The organism is Microcystis aeruginosa NIES-4325, assembly GCF_008974145.1.
Classification (GTDB): domain Bacteria; phylum Cyanobacteriota; class Cyanobacteriia; order Cyanobacteriales; family Microcystaceae; genus Microcystis; species Microcystis aeruginosa_G.
This window is the reverse complement of sequence record NZ_BJKP01000013.1, coordinates 94,676-113,750: the sequence shown is the minus strand read 5'-3', so window position 1 is coordinate 113,750 and position 19,075 is coordinate 94,676. Positions and strand designations below refer to the sequence as shown.

The window sequence follows — 19,075 nt, the reverse complement described above, 5'->3', positions numbered from 1 at the left end:
AACGTTGGTTACACTTCTTCATGCTCTTTGTCCCCGTGACTGGTTTATGGATGAGTGCTGTGGGTGTGGTGGGATTAGCGCTTAACCTACGGGCCTATGACTTCGTTTCTCAGGAATTGAGAGCGGCCGAAGACCCGGAATTTGAAACCTTCTACACTAAAAATATTCTGCTTAACGAAGGTCTGAGAGCTTGGATGGCTCCCCAAGACCAACCCCACGAAAACTTTATCTTCCCTGAGGAGGTTCTCCCGCGTGGTAACGCTCTCTAATATCCCTACCGCTAGTGGTCGTGACCAAAGTTCCACCGGCTTCGCTTGGTGGTCTGGTAACGCTCGTCTTATCAACCTCTCCGGTAAACTGCTCGGCGCTCACGTCGCCCACGCTGGTTTAATCGTTTTCTGGGCTGGGGCAATGACCCTGTTTGAAACCGCCCACTTTATCCCTGAAAAACCGATGTACGAACAGGGTTTAATCCTGCTTCCCCACCTAGCTACCCTCGGTTTTGGGGTCGGTCCTGGTGGTGAAGTAGTCGATACTTTCCCCTACTTCGTCGCTGGTGTTCTGCACTTAATTTCTTCGGCTGTACTCGGTTTTGGTGGTATCTACCACGCTATCCGCGGACCGGAAACCCTAGAGGAATACTCTAATTTCTTCGGTTACGACTGGAAAGACAAAAACCAAATGACCAACATCATCGGTTATCACCTAATTCTCTTGGGTTGTGGTGCGCTGTTGTTGGTATTTAAAGCCATGTTCTTTGGCGGTGTCTATGATACTTGGGCTCCCGGTGGTGGTGATGTCCGCGTCATCACTAATCCTACCCTCAACCCCGCAGTTATCTTTGGTTATCTGACCAAAGCTCCTTTCGGTGGCGAAGGCTGGATTATCAGCGTCAACAACATGGAAGATATCATCGGCGGTCACATCTGGATTGGCTTAATCTGTATCGCTGGCGGTATCTGGCACATTCTCACCAAACCTTTTGCTTGGGCGCGTCGCGCTTTCATCTGGTCTGGAGAAGCCTATCTGTCCTACAGCTTGGGCGCTCTTTCCATGATGGGCTTTATCGCCGCCGTTTACGTTTGGTTTAACAACACCGCCTATCCTAGTGAATTCTACGGTCCGACTGGTATGGAAGCTTCCCAATCTCAAGCTTTCACCTTCTTGGTGCGTGACCAACGCTTAGGTGCTAACGTCGCTTCTGCCCAAGGCCCTACCGGTCTGGGTAAATACCTGATGCGCTCTCCCACTGGCGAAATCATCTTCGGTGGTGAAACCATGCGTTTCTGGGATTTCCGCGGTCCCTGGTTAGAACCCCTCCGCGGTCCTAACGGTTTAGACCTCGACAAAATCAGAAATGACGTACAACCCTGGCAAGTACGCCGCGCAGCTGAATACATGACCCACGCTCCTTTAGGTTCCTTGAACTCTGTGGGTGGCGTTATCACTGACGTTAACTCGTTTAACTATGTGTCTCCTCGCGCTTGGTTGGCTACCTCTCACTTCACCCTCGCCTTCTTCTTCCTGATTGGACACCTCTGGCACGCTGGACGCGCTCGCGCCGCCGCCGCCGGTTTCGAGAAAGGAATTGACCGCGAGACTGAACCCGCATTGGCAATGCCTGACCTCGACTAATTTCCCTTAGTTCGATGGCAGCGGCTCCCGTCTAGTTGGCGGGAGCCTTTTTGTTGTTAATTTGTGAGTAGAAAACGGGTTTCTCGGAGAAACCCGTTTTCTGTGCGTTACTCAACGGATTTAGTATCAGACGCGGCTAAAATACTCTCTAAAGCCGATAATAATCGTTGATTTTCTGCCGGTAAACGGACAGCGACCCGAAAATAATTGCTGCCCAATTCGGGGAAACTGAGACAATCGCGGATGAAAATTCGATGATATTTTAATAAAGCTTCCTGTAGGGGTAAACAGGAAGATTGAGATTGTACTAAGAGGAAGTTAGCGGCACTGGTTTGGGGCTGTAATTGCGGACAATTAGCTAATCCTTGCCATAAATCCTCGCGGGCTGCCGTTAACCAATCCCAAGTTTGTTGTTGAAAATCCCTATCTTTAATTGCTGCAATAGCGGCAACCACAGCCAAGTTATTCACCGACCAAGGATCGCGCCATTTTTGCCATTGTAACAGGCGATCGGGATGGGCGAGGACGTATCCGAGACGTAAACCGGGGAGACTGTAAAATTTAGTTAGGGAACGCAAAATGACAAGATTAGGATATTCCGGCAACAGAGATATTAAACTCTCCTGTTGTTGCGGGGGTAAAAAATCCATAAAAGCTTCATCCACTACCACCAAACCAAATTGCGATAGATAGGGACGAATGGCCGCCACCGTCCAGAGTTTCCCCGTGGGATTGTGGGGATTATTGAGTAATAACCCTTGTTTTTCGGGATTAACTGGGTTTAAAGTGGTTAAATCGAGGGAATGTTGGCAGATTTTCCCACCAAAACTTTTTAAAGCCCGTTCGTAATCATTAAAAGCGGGTGCTAGTACATAAACACTATCAAATGATGCCAATTCCCGACCGGCCCAGGTTAATAACTCAGCCGCACCATTGCCCGGGAGAATCCAATCTGGTCCGATATTATGCCATTGACCGAGGGCAGAACGCAACTGGCAATACTCGGGGTCAGGATAATGAGTCAGACTGGTTAAATGGCTTTTAATAGCGGTTAGGGCGCTTTCCGGCGGACCGAGGGGGTTGATACTGGCAGAAAAATCGAGAATAGAGGAAACTGGACAGCCAGCAATTGCAGCCGCCCAGTCAAGATTACCACCATGTTTAGGTCTAGGCAAAAGACTTACAGCGAACGAAACTCAACAGTAATTATTCCTTATCCGGGGCCACTCTGTCTTTAAACAGTTTACCCGCCGAGAAAGCTGGGACGCGAGTGGCCGGAATCTCCATCTTATCGCCAGTTTTCGGGTTGCGTCCTTCCCTGGCCTGACGTTCCCGGGCTTCGAAGGAACCGAATCCTACTAGGGTTACTTTGTCCCCCTCAGAAACCGCTTCGATAATGGTTTCGATGGCGGCAGTGAGAACAGCATCTGCTTGTTTTTTGGTGACAGAGGCTTTGAGAGCGATTTGATCGATTAATTCACCTTTATTCATGCGCTAACTCCTTGTTTTGCGGTTTTTCTGAGTTTAGGGTGGTTGTCAGTAGTTTATTATGGTTCCCCTGTTGAGGACTCGCCAGGATCGAGATCACTAAATAATGCCTCAAATCCTCATTGGCTATATATTCCACTGCATTATTCTAAGCGGGAATTGTCTTGATCGGAATCGCTGAAACCTTTAATTTATCTAGACTTCCCCCCGATTCCCCAGCAAGGGGAGAGAAAAAAGGGAACAAGCGAGAGATTAACAGCGATATAAGCTAATAAAAAGAGATTAGCTGGTCAAATTGCCGATAAATATTCTCTAAAAGCGATAGGCATCCTAACTTCCCAAAAATCGTTCATCGGTTCTCTCCAAGATTTTTGACTAATTTTGCCCCCAAAAACGTTAAAAAAGTTTACCAAAGCAATTTCTGCCCAAAAATTAAGGTTCCGGCCGAGGGGATATTCGCTAGAATTGGAACTTATGATCGTTAAAAATATTCAAAAAAGCAGGATTTAACTGGAAAGTTTGCTATCATTATCTATTCAGCGACAAACTCGCATGGTGATTTACTGCTATCCCCTAGCCGATCTAGGTCAAAGCTTAAGACGTTCTTTTATTGTGACTTTTTTGGCAGTAATCGCCATTCTTGGCGGTGTGATTCCCGAATTTTCTTGGACGAGGGAGGTAGTTAGTTTTAAGTCCTCCGCTTATACTCAAGATTTTACGGCTGACCAAATTAAACGTTATGCGACCGCAGTTTTGTTGATCGAAACCCAAAGAAAACAAGCTTATCAGGCAATTTCGCAAATTTTAGGGAAAAGTCCCCCAGCAATTACCTGTAACCAACGGGAAAGCTTTAATAATCTTCCCGCTAATGCCCAAAGAATTGCCGTCGATTATTGTAATAACTCAAAAAAGATTGTCCAAGATAGTGGTCTAACTGCCTCTCAGTTTAACACCATTACTAACCGGATTCGTAGCGATGATAACTTGAGACGACGGGTGCAAAATGAGATGATTCGTCTGCAACGGGAGAATAAATAGAAAAAGTTCCTAAGTTTTTCGGGTCAAGCTGGAGTCAGGGCTACAATAAGAATGTTTTTTCCCATTGACCAATATCATGTTAACTTTTACCGAGCGCTTACCCCCCCGTCATACCGCTAATCCACCTCCCCCAGAAACGGTGGTTTTTAGCCTCCTACTTACGGCCGAAGAACGCACCCGCAGCCGTTATCGTCTCGACAGTCCCGAAGGTTTTTCCCTCTGTTTTCGTTTACCCCGGGGCACCATTCTACAAGACCGCGATTTCCTGCGGGGTGAAAACGGCGAAATTATTCAAATTATCGCTAAACCAGAACCAGTTATAACTATTACCGCCCCTTCAACCGATTTACTCCTCAAAGCTGCCTATCACCTCGGTAATCGTCATGTGGCCTTAGAAATTAACCCCGATTACCTCCGTCTGGCCCCCGATTCTGTCCTACAAGCAATGTTAGAAGGTTTGGGATTAACTGTAACTGAAGAAATCGCCCCCTTTAACCCCGAAATCGGCGCTTATCAGCATTATCATGATCTGGAAGAGGCAAAAAAGGGATAGTTAGCTAATCTTGCCCAATGCCCTTTCTGATTTAGAGTAAGCAAAAATCAAACTCGGTTTCGACTTACCTCTTTTCCTACCATAAATTGTAGTTTTTGGGCATTATCTTAACAAAATTTAACTGACAAGAAAACAGTAACTTTTTAACAGCCTCTACGGGATATTTTCTTAATCAAGAGGCTCTCATTCTGCTAGTTTCTAGAATTTTAATCGGCCTCGGTGAATTGATTAATTATCAAAGTAAAAATCGAACTACGAGGAATGAATAACCATGGTACTTTCATAACTAGCACCAACGGCTGTAACCTCTGTCCTGTCCGATTTATCCACACCCACTGAGGTTAAAAAATCCCCTGCTCAAAACAATGATCTAATCTATTTTTGTGAACTAGATTCTAGTAACAAACTGAATCATTGAACCGCAAGAAGTTTATACAACTCTCGACGGACAAATTTATCTAAGTCAAAAATGTTAGGATTTTTCAACTATTATCTATATTTTCCGTCAGCCAATTTTTAAAGTTTCTGATGGCTTCACTTCTCCCCAGTTGTTGACTTTGTTTAACAGATTGATTAATTAATTCAATAATCGGGATCTGAGGAAAATTGGGACTGCTTAAAGACTCAATATATTCTCCTTCTTGTAATAAATTAATCTGTAGGCCACTTTGAGTATAACGCCACAGTTCGGGAACACCTAACTGTCGATAATTATCTAAATAAGTACGGGAAGTAATATCAATTTCTAGGACTAAATCGGGGGGGGGATCACTTTCTAAATTAAGTCTATTTTTGCCAATAAAGGCTTGATAGTTTTTAATATAAAAACAGGCATCAGGTTCAACCGCTTGATTCATCCGCTCGTTTTTAAATGTTGTTGATCCTAACGGTTCAAAATCAATATTGAGTACTTCTAACAAAAACTGAACCATATAACTAATGATTTCTTTATCTTTTTCATGTTCGGGTAAAGGTACCATAATTTCTAATATTCCGTTACTGTAGGATAACCGAGAAGCACGACTTTCTCCTAATTCTGATAATATTGTCTCAAATTTTTGCCAGTTAAGCTCTTTTAAAAGTAACTGTTGACCGGGATTGACGATAATTTGTTCTAAGGCTAATTGCATGGCTTTAGCTGAAAATGTTGATTTCTTAGTTTAATTATACCCTTCCCTTGAGAACGGAATTCGGTATCGGTCAAAGTTTCTAGAAAAGCCCCAGGGATAGCTTGAGTATTTATACTTATTGCAATCTAGGTATGCTTCCCCTAAGATATAGTTGATCGGTAATCGTGCCGAACTAATTACCGAAAATTTGGGTTTAAAACCCTTGGAGTGATGTTTTTATTGTATTCAGGAAGTTGAAAAAATGAAGACCAAATCGATTATAAGCTTATTATCCCTTAGTATTATAGGAATGTCAATCTATGCAGGTCAAGCTAATAGTAGTGATTATCGAGCTTTGACCCCAGAAGAAAAATCGCGGTTGACCGATGCTTTGCTAAAACAGGGTTGTAGGAATCCTAAAGCGATGAAATTTGATGTTGAGACTAACCTATTTGAAGCAGAAGATGCTGTGTGTGAGGGAGGAAGAAAGTATGATATTTACCTTGATAGAAACTTTAGGATTGTTTCAATGAAACCAGACTAAAAGAGCAAATCCCTGAGAAGCTTTTACCGATCGCCGCGAAGATTACCGATCAGGTATAACAAAGCCATTCTGACAGCGACACCACTGGTAACTTGTTGGGAAATCAGACTAAAATCGGGATCATCCATTAAATCGGAACTAATTTCCACTCCCCGATTCACAGGACCGGGATGAAGTACCTTCACCCCTGGTTGACAGGATTGCAAACGAGGACGAGTAATGCCAAAACTTTGATGATATTCCCGTAAACTGGGCAAAAGATTGGCAGTCATTCGTTCTTTTTGCAGTCGCAGGGTCATCACAAAATCGGCCTTTTCTAAAGCTGGTTCTAAATCCCAGTGGAGAAATAGGCGATCGCACAGTTCCCCAAAATATTTCGGCAGTAGGGTAGGGGGTGCGCACAAGTGTACTTCTGCCCCTGCCGTAGTTAAACTCCATATATTGGAACGAGCCACACGAGAATGGAGTATATCACCGACAATAGCGATTTTTTTGCCCTCTAACAGTTCTAAACGGGGATTTTCGTCATCTAACAGACAACAGATCGTGAACAGGTCTAAAAGTCCCTGGGAGGGGTGTTCGTGTTGACCGTCCCCAGCATTAAGAATACTGACCCCCGATTCTAGACGATCCATTTCCCCCGCGATCAAATCGGGAACTCCCGACTGTTGATGTCGGATAACAAAAATATCCGTACCCATGGCCACATAGGTTAAAGCGGTATCGAGAATCGTTTCCCCCTTAGTCAAACTGGAACTACCCGGGGCAAAATTAAGAACATCGGCCGAAAGACGTTTCGCCGCTAGTTCAAAACTACTACGGGTGCGGGTGGAAGGTTCAAAAAAAAGATTTGTCACCACTTGTCCCTGTAGGGCCGGCACTTTCTTGGTACGTCGGGAAAGAACTTCACGAAAACTAGAGGCCGTTTGTAGCAGGGTTTGGTATTCTTCCGGTTGCCAGTCTTGCAATCCCAAAATGTGGTGTCGGAGCCAAGTGAAAGCCATAGGAGTTAAGGAGGCGGTAAAAACGGCAAATTTCGTCTATGCTATTCTAGGATTTCTTTGCATCAGGTTAATAAATAGGGTTTATGAGAATTAATTTTTCCTTCTGTCAGATCACTCTCGCGATCGCTTTATTTCTCAATCCCTTGCCGGCGATCGTTGCCCAGATTACCACCTCTGGGGAAATGGTATCACCCACCACGGGCATTAATTACACTCGCCTGAAAAATTTCCTCGCTCAACAAAATTGGCGGCAAGCTAACGATGAAACCCGTAATTTAATGCTGAAAGCGACCGGACGGGAATTACAGGGCTGGTTTACCATGGAAGATCTGCAAAAATTGGCCTGTTGGGATCTGCAAAAGATGGATCAACTCTGGAAAGAAGCTTCCGGGGGTCGTTTTAGTTTCAGTACCCAATTTCATATTTTTATCGAGACAGGTAATCGACCGGGGCGCTTAGTGGCGATCGAAAATTTTCAAACTTTTGGCGATCGCATTGGTTGGCGTAAAGATGGTGATTGGATTATTTTTAAAGAAAATCTTAACTATACCCTCAATGCTCCCGTCGGTCATCTGCCGGCGCCCCGGGACGAATATCAGATCGCCGGTGGTCGCCTAGAATACACCACCCTCGCCCAAAGATTAGTTACCTGTAATATTGTTAGCTTAGGGCAAAGCAAACAGTGATCACGCGATCAATTCTGTAGAGTAAAATTTAAGGAAAAGCTTCTCTCCTCATCTTCCCTTTTTTTCCGATTTACTAGCACTTTTTCTGCCAAAAACCCCTAAATTTAACAATGATTAAACGATCCGTTAACGTATCGAGAGCGATCGGTTCGTCGATCGCCATTTCCCTAATTGTCACCGGTTGCGCCTCCCAATCCCCCCAGGCCACCGGACCGGCGGCTGTTCCCGTCAAACTGCAAACCCTCGGCACCGACAAATTAGTGCAAAGTAGCGAATTTGTGGGTAATTTGCTCGCCCAAGAGCGTGTTAGCGTCTCCCCTCAGATTACCGGTCGGATTCGCTCTATTTTCGTTAAATCTGGCGATCAGGTAACTCAGGGGCAAAAAATCGCCGAATTGGATCCCGAACAACAACAGCAGCAGGTGAACGCCAGTATCGGCCAGGTAAATTCGGCCAAAGCGAACCTCAACGGGTCTGAGGCAGATTTACGGCAAAGACAAGCGCAAGCAGCCGCAAATAAAGCCCAAATAGCCCAGAATCGGGCAAATGTGGCCAATGCCGAAGCCAATGTTAAAAGTCAGATCGCCACGTTGAGCGCCGCCGAAGCCGATTTACAGAGAGCGCGAGCTAATTTAGATTTGGCCGAAAAAAACCTAACAAGATCTGAATTTCTGGTTAAACAAGGCGCACAGCCCCAACAGGACTTAGATGATCGCCGCCGCGACATTCAGGCCGCCAGGGCGGAAGTAGAGGCCCGGTCTAAAAATCGTGATGCAGCCCGTCAACAGGTGACGGCGGCTAGGGCTACCCTACAGGCAAACAAAGAAGCATTAAATATCGCCATTCAAAACGAATTAGCCTCACGGCAACAGGTGGCGGCGGCGGCGGCAACAGTGAACAGTCGTCAAGCGGCAGTGGCCAGCGCTGAGGGGCAATTAGGGGCCACGCGTCAGAATTTAGTTTTTAACACCATTACCGCCCCGATTGATGGTTTTGTCGGCGATTTTAATCAAAGAAAAGTCGGCGATATTATCTCCCTGGGTGAAGAATTAACCTCGTTGACTAATAATAAAACTTTGGAACTAAATGTGCAGATTCCCGTGGAATTACAACCGCGTCTGCGTGTCGGGTTGCCCGTGGAAATTATTAATCCCGATGGCAGTGCTGGGGTTCGCGGTCAAGTAACTTTTATTTCTCCCACGGTTTCCCAAGCTACCCAATCGGTTTTAGTGAAATTTGCCTTTACTAATGATGGCAGTCTTCGTAATAACCAATATGTGCGGGCGCGGGTAATTTGGGATCAAAAACCGGGGGTATTAATTCCCACTACGGCAGTGACTAGCATCGGGGCGCAAAATTTTGTTTTTGTCGCCGAAAAAGAAAAGGCTAAAGAAGGTCAAGAAAATGCCAAGGAGCGTTTAGTGGTCAGACAAAAACCAATTCAAGTCGGCACAATTCAAGGGCAAGCTTATCAGGTTATTTCCGGAGTAAATGCCGGGGAAAGAATTGCTATTAATAATATTCTTTCTCTCCGAGATGGTACAGCTATAACTGTTAGTCAGCAGTAATTTTTATGAGTAATTCGATTACCGTTCGTCCCCTGTCAGCACAACTAATTACCGCCGAGAGTTTCCGTCCCTACGGCCAATTAATAACCCCTAGTCATGACGGAAAACCGTTTGATGAAAGCGATGCACAACTGCATTTAAAAAACGGTGTGCCACGCTTTTATATTATGCGTTTACAGACTCGCGGACGTAAATTTAAGCGAATTACTCGTCATAGTCAATGTACCCAATGTCTTGGTTCTTTGGGGGGACAAGAGTGGTTTTTAGGAGTAGCCCCCCCTAGTTCTCATCCTCAACCGGATTTAGAAAAATTAAAGGTTTTTCGCATCTCTGGGGACCGTTTTATTAAATTAGAGGTGGGAACTTGGCACGCTGGCCCACTTTTTGATCAACCGACAATTGATTTTTATAATCTTGAATTGAGCGATACTAATATTGTCGATCATTTTACCTATAATTTTGCCCAAGAGCAGTCAATAGAATTCGAGATTGTTGATTGAAACAATTAATTTTTTACTTAACTTTTCGCAATCCTTTAGAAAGATAGGCAACGAAAAAAGCTAACACTCCTGTCATCCCTACCTCGAAATAATTGGCCATGAGAATAGCGGTAAAAAAAAGGAGTAAGATGATTAATATAGTCCGCTTTTGTTCAGGGAATTTCATCTCTAATTGCCTCTAATTCGGTTTTATTACTTAATGGTTGATAACCTAAAGAAAAAGCAAGAGAACTATCAAGGGAAACATCCTGCGGACGGGGCGCACTCATGGGAACATCACACTGTAAACAGGGTTTTATTTGTTCTCTGGGAAGGTTAAAAACTGCCGCCATTAGTAACCCAAATTGATAACGAGAAACTCTTTCTTTCCCTCCCAGATGAATAATCCCTTGCACTTTTTCTAATGCCAAAAGTAAACCATTCACCGCACTATTAACCCCAACAGCCGTACGATATTCATCGGTAAATAGAGATAGTTCTTTTCCCTCTTGGACGGTTTTTAAAAAGGGTTGTAGAAAACTATTAGCGCCGGGAGAAGGGGAACCAAACATCAAAGGCATTCGACAAATAGCCGTTCGAGGATATATTGCTAAAATACCCTTTTCTGCCGCTACTTTTTGCTCACCATAGACACTCACGGGAGAAACAGGATCATGTTCGGAATAGGGGGCATTTTTACCATCAAAAACTAAATCAGTAGAGGTAAAAACTAGGGGTATTTGATATTGACTACATAAACGGGCAATTTCTAGAGAAGCTGTCAGATTAATTGCCTCGGATGCTTGGGGAAATTCTTGACAGAGATTCGGTTTTGATTGGGCAGCCCCATGAATTACCGCATCGGGTTTAATCTGTTGAAAAAGTTCTTTAACTGCGGCTAAGTCTGTTAAGTTAACTTTAATTAAATTTGGGTCATTACTATTGACATTGTGATTAAGGTATGTACCGAAACTGGCCCAAGATGAGCGAGTTTTTTGGTAAATATGCCAACCTAAAAACCCACTAACTCCAGTGATTAACAGTCTTTTCATAGTTTAGAGATTAAATCCTTTTTCGTAAGCTAAAAACTGCACTTGTGGTTCCAAAGGTTCACTAACTAAACCAATTCCTGCAAATCCCCATCGCTGCATCAGTCCCTTTAATTGTGTTCCTGAGAGAGTCTCCACAGAAAAATTATTGGCTAAATCCTGAGCATGGGTATTGATATAACTTAAAGCATCGTAGGATTCTTTAAACAGAAGCAGATAACTAGCCGGAGTTTCGCTTTCACCTTTTCTCAGACGCGCCACTAGGTATTGTCCGTCGTGTTTTGACCTGAGTAAATAATGTGTAGTTCCTAACATAGTTGGTTAAGTAAAAAGTGAAAAGGAAAAAAGGGGTTGGGGATTGGGTTTTAGGGTTTTGGGGTTTTAGTTGAATTTCCCCATTTCCCCTACTTTAAATCCTCCAATTTAATTCTAGGATCTACAGCTTTGAGAAGTAAATCAGCCAGAAGATTACCGATAATCAACATAGTAGCACCCATCATTAAACTGCCCATAACTAAATATAAATCTTTAGCCGTCACAGCTTGCAGAATTAAGCGACCTAATCCGGGCCAGTTAAAGAAAAATTCGGCGATAAATGCCCCACTTAACAAACTAGAAAATTCAAAGCCCAAAAGAGTTATCAGGGGATTAATAGCATTGCGTAAAGCGTGGACATAGATAACTTTATTTTCTGGTAAACCTTTCGCCCTGGCGGTTTGAATATAATCCTGTCGCAGAACATCTAATAATTGTCCCCGCATCAATCTTTGTAATCCCGCAAAACTGGTAACTGTCAGGGCAATAGTTGGTAAAATCATGTGCCAAGCGATATCTAAAACTTTACCGATAGGGGAATATTCCGAATAGTTAATACTGGTCATATCACCCACCGGTAAAAGCGGCGAGACATTTTGGGCTAGAATTAACAGTAAAAGGGCAGTGATAAAACTGGGGAAACCTTGACCAAGATAACTGATAACTCGGAAAAATTTATCGATAAATTGGTTTTGTTTGACAGCGCTGACAATGCCCAAAGGAATCGCAATCGCCCAAGTTAAAATGATGGAAGTCAAAGACATTAATAACGTCGCAGGAATTCTCTCTAATAATAGGGAAGACACGGGACGAAAATAGGTAAAACTCAGACCAAAATTAAACTGAGTTACCACTTGCCACAACCATTTAAAATACTGGACAATCGGCGGATCTTTTAAACCAAAAAGGGCAATATATTGTTCTTTAGTTTCCTGACTAATCTTGGGATTAAGGTCAAGCAAAGCCAGAAAACCGCCGGGGGTTAATTGGATAATAGCGAAACTCAACGCCGAGGCCAACAACAGAGTTAATAAACCCTGGAGAACACGCTTGACAATATATAAAAAAGTTTCGCTAGTTAGGAGGAATTGTAACCTATTAGCACTCGATCGAGCGTTGGCCGCCTTATAATTATCATCAGTCGCCGTCATAGAAAAAAACCTAATAATCGATGAGGGTAATAATCGGTAAATCGGGTAATTTTTCCCGACCACCGAGGTCGATTAACTCGATGATAAAGGCAAATCCTAACACCTCACAACCAATTTTTTCTAATAAATCGGCCGTCGCTTTCGCCGTCCCTCCCGTCGCGATTAAATCATCGACAATTAAGACTTTATGATGGGATGCCACCGCGTCCTGATGAATTTCCAGGCTATCGCTTCCGTATTCCAAATCATACTCGATACTGTGAACGGCGGCGGGTAATTTGCCCGGTTTCCGGACAGGAATAAATCCCGCTTCTAATTGGTATGCTAAAGGAACACCAAAGAGAAAACCCCGCGATTCCATACCGACAATGTAATCGGGGGATAAACCGTAATCGCGACACTTTGCCGTTAGGGTATCGATCGTGTAACGTAATCCTTGGGGATGATTGAGTAGGGTAGTAATATCGCGGAAGACAATACCCGGTTTGGGAAAGTCGGGAATATCGCGAATAAGTGATTTCAGATCCATTCGGTTTCCGTGTCTCGTAAAATGGGGGACAGCTATCTATACAATACAATTTACAACACCCTGACTCGATCGCCCTTGTGTTTTAGTTCTCCTATATCATGACCTCTACTAGCCTAACGCCCGAATCTACAGCATCAGCCCCAGAAAAACCAGTTATTTTAAGCGTTTTACCCGATTTTCCGATTGCCAGTCAGCAATGCGCCCTACATCTCCAACAGCATATCGATTTAATGCTATTAGCGTTGGAATCCTTAGAAGTCGGTGCTGGGGAGGCCCTGTTAGCCCTCTGTAAAGAACTAGGACTCGATAAAATTGTCAAAAACCGGATTATTTTCTGGCGCTTACGCTGTACCAATCCCTGGCGAATTTCCTACACTCTCGACCGTCTCACCCTTGACCAAGCAAAAGCTTTAGTTATCATTGCCAGTTATCGGGCCAAACCCCTAGCTATATCCATCCGACAATTACTGTTAGCGCGCCAACAGATGGAATCAAAGGGTTTACCCGTCGATAATAATTTTCTTTTATCAGAATACCTAGAAAGATTTCGCTCCAATTTTCGCAGTCGCATGAACCCCCGTCGGGCCAAAGTATCGGTTTATCTAGCCGATGAAAATGCTTTAAATGAACTAGCTTTATCCCTCCTCGATCGGTTATTATTTTGTACAGGCACCACGGGAATGCAGCGGTTTTGGATTAGTTTATTTGATGGGGAGATCGTGTAGAAATGAGAAGACAGTATAGCCTGCCCAATTGTACCCTGATTCTCGATGGTTTCGGCGATGATTTCGCCCCAGCTAAGCCCGGGGATAGCCGACCTTTACTCTCAATTTTGACTAACGTGGAATGTCGGTTAATCGGGGCTAATAAAGTCCTGCAAGGTGGTCGGGTTTTCTTGGAAAATTTAGTCCAAGCGGTCAGTCAGTATGCCCAAGAATTTTTGAGTGGTGTTCGTCATCCCCAAGACCCCGTCCATGAACCAGATCATGTGTACCTAGAAAAGATTGACCAGAATCTCCATCGTCTGGTCTGGTATCCATCAACGGACTTGAATATCCCAGAAAGTCCAGTCAAGATAGAAATCAGTACAGTGCATTTATTCGATTTAATGGAAGCGATTGACCAATTTTTTGCCGATACGCGCACTTTACCCGACCTAACCCTGAAATTACAGCCAGTTTCCCGTCGCTACCATAAGGTTAATGAATCGGTGGCCAGTCGAACAGTGCCTTTTTTGGCGGGATTAGGCAGTCTTGTCGCTTGCGCCCTACTTTTCTATCTGTTACCCGTCCCCCAAGTCCGTAAACCCGAAAATCCCCCCATTCCCGCCGCTTCTCCCAGTCCCACCGTCCCCACTAATCCTGTCCCCCCTCCTAGATAAAATTAGGACCCTAAGCCACATCTGCAAATGGAGTAATAGGAATTTGGTTATAAACTTCGGCATTCTTTGCCTGAGCTTGACGGAGATCGTAGTCTGTTTGAAGATTTAGCCAAAACTGAGGACTGTTACCGAAATATCGTGACAGACGCAAAGCTGTGTCCGCAGTGATACTACGCTTACCAGCTAAAATCTCACCGATACGAGTTTGAGCTACGCTTAAATCTTTACTCAGTCTGTAGGGGGTAATATTGAGCGGTTCCAGAAAATCTAACTTGAGGATTTCCCCGGGATGGATATTGGGCAAACGGTGGAACTGAGCTTTTACATTGAGCCTGTCGAAATGTGTCGAAGTGTTGTTATTCATCGCATTTAGCTAATTTTAGTGGTAGTCCACTATCTCTACCTGATCAGCATTCCCTTCATCAGTCCAAATGAAGCAAATTCTCCATTGGTCATTAATACGGATGCTGTACTGTCCCTGATGATCGCCCTGCAACTTCTCCAACCGATTACCCGGTGGGACACGCAGATCATTGATCGATACCGCCGCTGCAAGGATTAGCAGTTTTCGTAGAGCGACCGACTGAATATCAGAGGGATAGTGACGAGACTGAAACCCCTCGAAAATGAGCTTAGTCTCTTCGGACTTGAAATTGACGATCATGATCAAATCCTAACGCCTAACGATACTATTGTCAAGCAGAAGTAAGCCTTCGCCCATATCCCTATCTCCCCACACACTGTTCTGTCCCAGTTTTTAGAGAAAGTAACCGAGAAAAACCTGATTTTTTTTTGCACAAGTTAGAAAAATTGTGTTATAGTGGTAAATCTGTGAAGGTTTTTCGATAGGGAGTATTGAAAAAAAAATGACCAAACTGGGAACCCATTTGATTGTCGATGCTTGGCAAGTACCTGCTGACCTCCTCAACGATCCTGAGCGCATTCGTCGCGCTATCCTCGATGGAATTACGGCAGGAGAAGCAACGCTGATCGATTTGTGTGTCCACCAGTTCAGTCCCCACGGAGTTACCGCGACGGCGACTTTAGCTGAATCTCATATCGCGATCCACACCTGGCCTGAACACGGCTATTTCGCCGCCGATTTATTCTTCTGTGGTGCGGGTAAACCCGTGGTTGCCATGGAAATTTTGACCAAATCCCTGCAAGCAGGTGAGATTAAAGTGCGCGAACTAACCAGAGGATTCCCCAGTTCTGGGGCAGTTTATGAAAGCAAAAAGGAAGAACCCCTCAAGTCTTCCCTGGTTATGGCCTAATTTCTAGGGCCGGCCTTAATAATAAGTGAGCATCACTGGCAATCGCCTAAACTGAAATCGTGATCAGGATAACCTTTGTTTTTATCCTTGCCATCTTTCCCTCTCTCGTTAGTCTCTGGTTAATTAACCGATCCCAACAGAGATTAAGCAACCGTTTGAGAGGGATTCGCTATCGTCACGAATACAGCACGGTGACGGCCAGTGATTTTTTGTCAATCCCTCTAGGGACAGAAAATAAACTGGCCTTTATTGGTGATATTAGTTGTCGTTTTAATGCCTATTCCCCCCATTTGCGTTGTGCGGTTAATCCCCCGGGTCCTTGTGAAGGTTGTCAGCAGTACGAAGCTAAAACTGGCACAGGACGGACGGCTTGAAGTTCCAAAAAGTTCCCTATTTGCTATCCTTAAAAATTATCGCTATCGCAATTGAGGAGTGTGGGAAGAATGGGGTTCCAACGAAATTTGACCCTCTTAATTATCGGATTAGGATTAACTTGTTTACCCGTATATCCGGCCCAAGCTAACCAAATCAGCACCGTCACCCCGAATACGGCGGTCAATCAAACTCTCGCCACCCATCTGGTCCTAAAACTGAAAGAGAGAAAAGTTTACGTTTATCAAGATAAGCAAGTTTTAGCGCAATTTACCGTCGCCGTCGGCAAAAAAGGCTGGGAAACCCCCACCGGTAAATTTGAAGTGCGGGAATTAGTTCGCAATCCCGTCTGGAAAAGTCCCTGGACAGGAAAAGTCAGCGCCCCTGGTCCCAATAGTCCCCTAGGGGAAAGATGGATCGGTTTTTGGACTGACGGCAAAAATTCCATCGGTTTTCACGGCACCCCCGCAGAAAATTCCCTCGGTAGTGCCGCTTCCCATGGTTGTGTGCGGATGCGGAATCGGGATGTGAAAGTGTTGTTTGATTTAGTCCGCGTGGGAACCCCTGTCATCGTTCAACCTTAATTCCGGCAGGTATTTTTTTAAGATAGGCAGGTCTTCCGGGCGATCAATATCGGCTAATTTAGGCAGATAAGCGGTTTTTAAAGCCAGTTTAGCGGCGATTGTTTGAGTTTTTGCCAAGACTTCCCCCGTTCCCCAGGGAATACCGTCAAAAAGCTCTGGAAAGACCTGTTTTAAAGCAATTAGGTAGTATCCTCCATCTAGCGCTGGCCCTAAAACCATATCGTGGGTTTTTAGGGCTTCAAAGGCTGCTAAAATCTCTTTTTCCCCGATTTCTGGGCAATCTGTGCCAATAATAGCGATCGCTGTCATCCCTTGAGTAAAACCATCGGCAAAAGCATTTTGCATCTTTTCTCCTAAGTCTTGTCCCCGTTGAGAATGATAGCAATAATGCTCACCTAACCAAGTACGCATTTTCTCCTCGCTGCCGCCATGGTAGTAAATGATCAGGGAGAGAAAATTCCTCAAACCCGCTAATTTACTAAGAGTATATTCGGCCAGTTTGCGGTGTAATTCTTCGGCTCCCTCGGCTGCCAAGGCTGGAATCATACGGGTTTTTACTTTCCCCAATTCCGGGTAACGGGTAAAAATAATTAGTTGTTGTCTCCAGTCCACGAGTGATTGCGACGATGATATTAATTATTAGTTTGAGCAGACTGTCAATAGGAGGCACAAAACCCAATAAAACAGGCCTTATTGGCTTAGTATAGATTATTTGGCTCTCTTGGGTTTGGTGGGTAAAATGTATTCTAAGATACAGTCCTGCTGGCGGTTCCAACGCGCTCGCTACGCGGGACCGAGTGGAACGAACCACAAAGACACAAAGGACACAAAGATTGATCGCTCTTATATAATTTAAACTTATCACACAGAGTCGAGAAGAACCCCCTTGCTAGAAACCAGTTTTAGGGACAAGTATAATTACTCGCTTGCATAAATGAGATGCTACCTTTTTGATTGCTATTTTTCAATTTTATTGGTGAGAGTTCCAACGACATCAATACCTAGGGTTTGATGGACACTGGCGAGGAATTGATTGACGATTTCGGGATAGACTTTAATCAGGGTAGCGAGGGATTTACCATCACCATTATCAACGATATTAACTCGATCGAGGTGTAGGCGTTTAGGAATTTTGATCGCTTCTTCTAGGATAGTTTCTAACTGTTGAATCAAGAAAATTGCTGATGCTTCGCTGCCGGTGTTTTGCCAAACTTCCGCAAATAATTCGTTAACCAAGGCTTCAGCTTTGGCATTTTCTTCAAAAATTGCTGCTTGTCCTCTAGCGCGGAAAGTTTCGGCTTCCTGCTGCGCTTCTGCGGGTAAAACTTCATCTGCTTGGAGACGTAATCTTTCCAATTCTGCCCTGACCTGTTGCAATTTTTCTTCAACTATAGCACGTTTTTCCTTAGCGGCGGCGATAGTTATTTCTTCTTCCGATTTGGCCTGTTGTTCTAGTTTTGCCTTTAACTTTCTCAATTCGTTTTCTTGCTCTAAAATGATAATTTGATCGCGAGTTTTAGCTACGGTTGCCTGTTCCTCACATTCCGCTGCTATTTGTTCAGCTTCATTGAGGGCATTTGATTCGGCAATTTCAGCATCACGCATGACTAAAGCGATTCTTTCCCGTCCCAGGGAGTTAAGATAATCCACTTCATCGGCAACATTTTGAATTTTGAGAGTATCAATTTCTAAACCGAGTTTTAACAGATCTTTACTGACGTTACTGGTAATACTTTCTGCAAATTTTAGGCGATCTTCGTTCACTTGTTCGGGGGTCATTGTTGCAACTACACCCCGCAGGTTTCCTTCTAAAGTTTCTTTAGCTACGCGAACAATTTCTTCTCGATCTCGGTCTAAAAAACGTTCGATCGCATTGCCGACTATTTCTGGGTTAGAACTAACTTTTACGTTAGCAATTGCCACTATATTCAGGGGAATATTACCCTTAGAATAGGCATTTTTAATCTCGATTCTGATCGGGGTTGTGGTGACATCCATGCGTTTAACGGTTTCTAAAATTGGAATACGAATCGCCCGCCCCCCCGATACCACTCGATAACCGGCATCCTGTCTATCTTTTGATTTGCGTTTCATCCCACTCAGTATGACCACTTCATTGGGTTTACAAATACACAAAAAAGAATTGACAAACCAAATCGCACCAATCCCGAAAAATATCAATAAAGCAATGGGAACACTATTCAATAACAAATTGGCAGCGCTGTTGTTATTATTGTTGTCGTATTGATTGGGATTGATTTGGATAAGATAGGAATTATTTTGACTATTCATAGTTAGTTACCCTTTGGTCTAGAA

At 44.1% G+C, this 19,075-nt stretch carries 25 protein-coding genes and 1 pseudogene; 13 read left to right on the top strand and 13 right to left on the bottom strand.

The genetic code is table 11. The features are described 5' to 3' along the window. Positions 1–269, top strand: a pseudogene (locus MiAbW_RS09665) (photosystem II D2 protein (photosystem q(a) protein)); the annotation flags it as partial. After that, a complete protein-coding gene (psbC, locus tag MiAbW_RS09660) occupies positions 253–1,635 on the top strand; it encodes a photosystem II reaction center protein CP43 (RefSeq protein WP_151695946.1) in 1,383 nt (460 codons plus the stop codon). The pseudogene MiAbW_RS09665 and the gene psbC, both read left to right, overlap by 17 nt. 107 nt (positions 1,636–1,742) lie before the next feature. On the opposite strand, the gene cobD is transcribed toward psbC, so the two are convergent. Both cobD and MiAbW_RS09650 read right to left on the bottom strand, forming a co-directional pair. Continuing rightward, entirely contained in the window at positions 1,743–2,810 is a 1,068-nt protein-coding gene (gene cobD / locus MiAbW_RS09655) for a threonine-phosphate decarboxylase CobD (protein ID WP_151695945.1), read from the bottom strand. Between the two features lie 31 nt (positions 2,811–2,841). Then, the gene (locus MiAbW_RS09650; protein ID WP_002759570.1) at positions 2,842–3,126 is read right to left on the bottom strand and encodes an HU family DNA-binding protein; all 285 of its coding nucleotides are present in this window, start codon (positions 3,124–3,126) and stop codon (positions 2,842–2,844) included. A 549-nt stretch (positions 3,127–3,675) separates the two neighbouring features. Here MiAbW_RS09650 and MiAbW_RS09645 point away from each other — a divergent pair. Further along, the gene (locus MiAbW_RS09645) at positions 3,676–4,161 is read left to right on the top strand and encodes a DUF4168 domain-containing protein (RefSeq protein WP_151695952.1); all 486 of its coding nucleotides are present in this window, start codon (positions 3,676–3,678) and stop codon (positions 4,159–4,161) included. 76 nt (positions 4,162–4,237) lie between these two features. Further along, a complete protein-coding gene (ureE, locus tag MiAbW_RS09640; protein ID WP_151695944.1) occupies positions 4,238–4,714 on the top strand; it encodes an urease accessory protein UreE in 477 nt (158 codons plus the stop codon). Between the two features lie 482 nt (positions 4,715–5,196). Here ureE and MiAbW_RS09630 read toward each other — a convergent pair whose 3' ends face one another. After that, positions 5,197–5,844 (bottom strand): Uma2 family endonuclease, encoded by a 648-nt coding sequence (locus MiAbW_RS09630; RefSeq protein WP_151695943.1) that lies wholly within the window; start codon positions 5,842–5,844, stop codon positions 5,197–5,199. 241 nt (positions 5,845–6,085) lie between these two features. Between MiAbW_RS09630 and MiAbW_RS09625 the strand changes: the two genes are divergently transcribed. After that, the gene (locus tag MiAbW_RS09625) at positions 6,086–6,367 is read left to right on the top strand and encodes a hypothetical protein (RefSeq protein WP_061433075.1); all 282 of its coding nucleotides are present in this window, start codon (positions 6,086–6,088) and stop codon (positions 6,365–6,367) included. Positions 6,368–6,390: 23 nt separating this feature from the next. Here MiAbW_RS09625 and MiAbW_RS09620 read toward each other — a convergent pair whose 3' ends face one another. After that, on the bottom strand, positions 6,391–7,371 hold the full coding sequence (locus tag MiAbW_RS09620; protein ID WP_151695942.1) for an aspartate carbamoyltransferase catalytic subunit: 981 nt from the start codon (positions 7,369–7,371) through the stop codon (positions 6,391–6,393). An 83-nt stretch (positions 7,372–7,454) separates the two neighbouring features. Between MiAbW_RS09620 and MiAbW_RS09615 the strand changes: the two genes are divergently transcribed. The 3 genes from MiAbW_RS09615 to MiAbW_RS09605 all read left to right on the top strand — a co-directional run bounded on the left by MiAbW_RS09615 (position 7,455) and on the right by MiAbW_RS09605 (position 10,125). Further along, complete coding sequence (locus MiAbW_RS09615) at positions 7,455–8,057, top strand: GUN4 domain-containing protein (protein ID WP_151695941.1); 603 nt, start codon at positions 7,455–7,457, stop codon at positions 8,055–8,057. Between the two features lie 110 nt (positions 8,058–8,167). Beyond that, complete coding sequence (locus MiAbW_RS09610; RefSeq protein WP_151695940.1) at positions 8,168–9,625, top strand: efflux RND transporter periplasmic adaptor subunit; 1,458 nt, start codon at positions 8,168–8,170, stop codon at positions 9,623–9,625. 5 nt (positions 9,626–9,630) lie between these two features. Then, positions 9,631–10,125 carry an ureidoglycolate lyase gene (locus MiAbW_RS09605; protein ID WP_151695939.1) on the top strand — a complete coding sequence of 165 codons (495 nt, stop codon included), beginning with the start codon at positions 9,631–9,633 and terminating at the stop codon, positions 10,123–10,125. 13 nt (positions 10,126–10,138) lie between these two features. On the opposite strand, the gene MiAbW_RS19585 is transcribed toward MiAbW_RS09605, so the two are convergent. From MiAbW_RS19585 to MiAbW_RS09585, 5 genes are all read right to left on the bottom strand, one after another. Further along, on the bottom strand, positions 10,139–10,291 hold the full coding sequence (locus MiAbW_RS19585) for a hypothetical protein (protein WP_172967360.1): 153 nt from the start codon (positions 10,289–10,291) through the stop codon (positions 10,139–10,141). Then, positions 10,278–11,156 (bottom strand): SDR family oxidoreductase, encoded by an 879-nt coding sequence (locus MiAbW_RS09600; protein WP_151695938.1) that lies wholly within the window; start codon positions 11,154–11,156, stop codon positions 10,278–10,280. The genes MiAbW_RS19585 and MiAbW_RS09600 overlap by 14 nt, the downstream gene beginning before the upstream one ends. Positions 11,157–11,159: 3 nt before the next feature. Next, positions 11,160–11,468, bottom strand: coding sequence for a hypothetical protein (locus MiAbW_RS09595; protein ID WP_151695937.1), 309 nt, complete (start codon positions 11,466–11,468; stop codon positions 11,160–11,162). An 89-nt stretch (positions 11,469–11,557) separates the two neighbouring features. Further along, a complete protein-coding gene (locus MiAbW_RS09590; RefSeq protein WP_151695936.1) occupies positions 11,558–12,619 on the bottom strand; it encodes an ABC transporter permease in 1,062 nt (353 codons plus the stop codon). 10 nt (positions 12,620–12,629) lie between these two features. Next, positions 12,630–13,148, bottom strand: coding sequence for an adenine phosphoribosyltransferase (locus MiAbW_RS09585; protein ID WP_002737799.1), 519 nt, complete (start codon positions 13,146–13,148; stop codon positions 12,630–12,632). A 98-nt stretch (positions 13,149–13,246) separates the two neighbouring features. Here MiAbW_RS09585 and MiAbW_RS09580 point away from each other — a divergent pair, with 98 nt between their 5' ends. Beyond that, positions 13,247–13,873, top strand: coding sequence for a DUF3038 domain-containing protein (locus MiAbW_RS09580; RefSeq protein WP_123229928.1), 627 nt, complete (start codon positions 13,247–13,249; stop codon positions 13,871–13,873). Between the two features lie 2 nt (positions 13,874–13,875). Further along, positions 13,876–14,529: a DUF4335 domain-containing protein gene (locus tag MiAbW_RS09575; protein ID WP_151695935.1), complete on the top strand. Its 654-nt coding sequence runs from the start codon at positions 13,876–13,878 to the stop codon at positions 14,527–14,529. A gap of 10 nt (positions 14,530–14,539) precedes the next feature. Here MiAbW_RS09575 and MiAbW_RS09570 read toward each other — a convergent pair whose 3' ends face one another. Next, positions 14,540–14,893 carry a HigA family addiction module antitoxin gene (locus MiAbW_RS09570; protein WP_151695934.1) on the bottom strand — a complete coding sequence of 118 codons (354 nt, stop codon included), beginning with the start codon at positions 14,891–14,893 and terminating at the stop codon, positions 14,540–14,542. A 15-nt stretch (positions 14,894–14,908) separates the two neighbouring features. After that, on the bottom strand, positions 14,909–15,193 hold the full coding sequence (locus MiAbW_RS09565) for a type II toxin-antitoxin system RelE/ParE family toxin (protein WP_151695933.1): 285 nt from the start codon (positions 15,191–15,193) through the stop codon (positions 14,909–14,911). 202 nt (positions 15,194–15,395) lie between these two features. On the opposite strand from MiAbW_RS09565, the gene speD reads away from it, so the two are divergent. From speD to MiAbW_RS09550, 3 genes are all read left to right on the top strand, one after another. Continuing rightward, positions 15,396–15,803, top strand: coding sequence for an adenosylmethionine decarboxylase (gene speD / locus MiAbW_RS09560; protein ID WP_002735723.1), 408 nt, complete (start codon positions 15,396–15,398; stop codon positions 15,801–15,803). Positions 15,804–15,862: 59 nt separating this feature from the next. After that, the gene (locus MiAbW_RS09555; protein ID WP_151695932.1) at positions 15,863–16,177 is read left to right on the top strand and encodes a DUF6464 family protein; all 315 of its coding nucleotides are present in this window, start codon (positions 15,863–15,865) and stop codon (positions 16,175–16,177) included. Between the two features lie 69 nt (positions 16,178–16,246). Continuing rightward, the gene (locus tag MiAbW_RS09550) at positions 16,247–16,759 is read left to right on the top strand and encodes a L,D-transpeptidase (protein WP_151695931.1); all 513 of its coding nucleotides are present in this window, start codon (positions 16,247–16,249) and stop codon (positions 16,757–16,759) included. Here MiAbW_RS09550 and MiAbW_RS09545 read toward each other — a convergent pair. Together MiAbW_RS09545 and MiAbW_RS09540 are read right to left on the bottom strand one after the other, a co-directional pair. Further along, on the bottom strand, positions 16,721–17,371 hold the full coding sequence (locus tag MiAbW_RS09545) for a TIGR04282 family arsenosugar biosynthesis glycosyltransferase (protein ID WP_151695930.1): 651 nt from the start codon (positions 17,369–17,371) through the stop codon (positions 16,721–16,723). The two genes, MiAbW_RS09550 and MiAbW_RS09545, sit on opposite strands and share 39 nt — an antisense overlap. Before the next feature lie 345 nt (positions 17,372–17,716). Then, positions 17,717–19,051, bottom strand: coding sequence for a flotillin family protein (locus tag MiAbW_RS09540; protein ID WP_151695929.1), 1,335 nt, complete (start codon positions 19,049–19,051; stop codon positions 17,717–17,719). Positions 19,052–19,075: the final 24 nt, after the last annotated feature.